2 protein-coding genes are annotated in these 1584 nt (G+C 29.6%); one reads left to right on the top strand and one right to left on the bottom strand.

Annotated features, from left to right (window positions below; genetic code table 11):
• The first annotated feature begins 223 nt into the window (after positions 1-223).
• Positions 224-526 (top strand): FtsB family cell division protein, encoded by a 303-nt coding sequence (locus tag FLS47_RS17590; protein ID WP_149915632.1) that lies wholly within the window; start codon positions 224-226, stop codon positions 524-526.
• A 21-nt stretch (positions 527-547) separates the two neighbouring features.
• On the opposite strand, the gene FLS47_RS17585 is transcribed toward FLS47_RS17590, so the two are convergent.
• The gene (locus FLS47_RS17585; protein ID WP_149915631.1) at positions 548-1264 is read right to left on the bottom strand and encodes an FkbM family methyltransferase; all 717 of its coding nucleotides are present in this window, start codon (positions 1262-1264) and stop codon (positions 548-550) included.
• Between the last annotated feature and the right edge of the window lie 320 nt (positions 1265-1584).

Raw genomic sequence — 1584 nt, 5'->3', positions numbered from 1 at the left:
CAAACTCATGCTTTACTAAACTAGGTTACGAAGGATTTGCAGACTACTATTACTGGAGAACAACACATCAAACGACGTTATTCTAACAAACCGCCTTGGTACGGATCCGTATGCCAGGTGGTGTGAGAGGACAGATAGGGAAATAATCCCTATCTTTCTACTCGATTGCTAAAAAATCAATATATTTAATCTGAATATAGAAACATAATCTTATTTTTGTTACATGGAAAGAGCGGTATCATTAGTCAAAAATAAATTTCTTATAGCAGGGTTCGCATTCTTGGTATGGATGTGCTTTTTTGATCGCTATGATTTCGCTACACAATATGGATATCAGAAAGAAAAAAATAAACTTCAGTACGAGAAAGAATTCTATACTTCTGAGGTCGAAAACTTGGAAAAATCTATAAAAGATGCGCAATATAATCCCAATGAAATTCAGCGTATCGCTCGTGAAAAATATAAAATGAAAAAGGATAACGAAGATATCTATGTTATTTCAGAAGTTGACTCGTCCATAAAATAGCCTGATATAAAGCGTAAATAATTACACTTTTATAAATGATAATTCTTGATAACTATCTGATATAGCAAATAATTTATACCCGTTGTCTCGTAGTTTTTGTAATAATACTTCTGTTTTCTTTTTTCCATCAGCGAAAAATCTTTCATGTATTTCTAATAGAATCTGCTTTATATAAATATTTGAATTCAATATATTATCTATGGCATCGTATTCTGCTCCCTCAATATCCATTTTAAGTACATCTATATGTGTATGATTTAGCCTATCTGATATGTCTTGAAAAGATTCTAGATGAACTTCCACATTATTTGATGAATCAATAAAGGGATGATCGTACAGACTTGCAGATACATTTTCCTCGTCTTTTGGAAGATTGAATATAGCCTTACCAGTAGTTTTGCCAATTCCAATGCTTTCGAATTGGAAATGTGCTGGTAAATTTTGATTTTTTATCCATTCAATGGATTTTGGAGTAGGATCAAATCCGAAAATTTTACATTGATGGTGTTTTATGACTTCTAAATCGAATGATATATCTTGACCAATACCAAATGAATACACTACTGATTCGGATGTTAATAATGTTGGATTGATATAAAATCCCCCATAATCATTCCCATACCATGATTTTGGACATTTGTGATCTGTTCTTAATGTTGCAATCTTACCTAGAGTAGATTTAATATTGTTTTCTAAGCGTTTTAATATTCTATTATCGGTTATTTTATTTAAAATCATGATTCTGGTTTAATAATTTTATAACGATTCTTATTAAAAAATGTTGCTATTCTATGGTTATTTTTTAAGAAATTAAATCAATAACTTAAACACACATTTTTGCCTCATACTAATCTCCTGTTAAAATAAAAAATATTATACTGAAAACCAATGCTTTGTATTTTTTTACTAAAAATTAATAATATATGTTGTAGATCACAGCTGTCCTAAATAAATTTAGGGTGTAAAAAAATCTGCCCTCTTCTATTAATTAGGAAAGCTTTTTGTGAAAAATCAAATTATATCCTCACTATTTTCTTTAGAAGAGTTTATACTGTCCA

Source organism: Sphingobacterium cavernae (genome assembly GCF_008520265.1).
Classification (GTDB): Bacteria; Bacteroidota; Bacteroidia; order Sphingobacteriales; family Sphingobacteriaceae; genus Sphingobacterium; species Sphingobacterium cavernae.
The sequence above is the reverse complement of the archived record's forward strand: the minus strand, read 5'-3'. Positions and strand labels throughout refer to the sequence as shown.

Coding starts and splice junctions, on each gene's coding strand:
- FLS47_RS17590 (WP_149915632.1), top strand. CDS start 224: ATGGAAAGAGCGGTATCATTAGTCAAAAATAAATTTCTTATAGCAGGG.
- FLS47_RS17585 (WP_149915631.1), bottom strand. CDS start 1,264: ATGATTTTAAATAAAATAACCGATAATAGAATATTAAAACGCTTAGAA.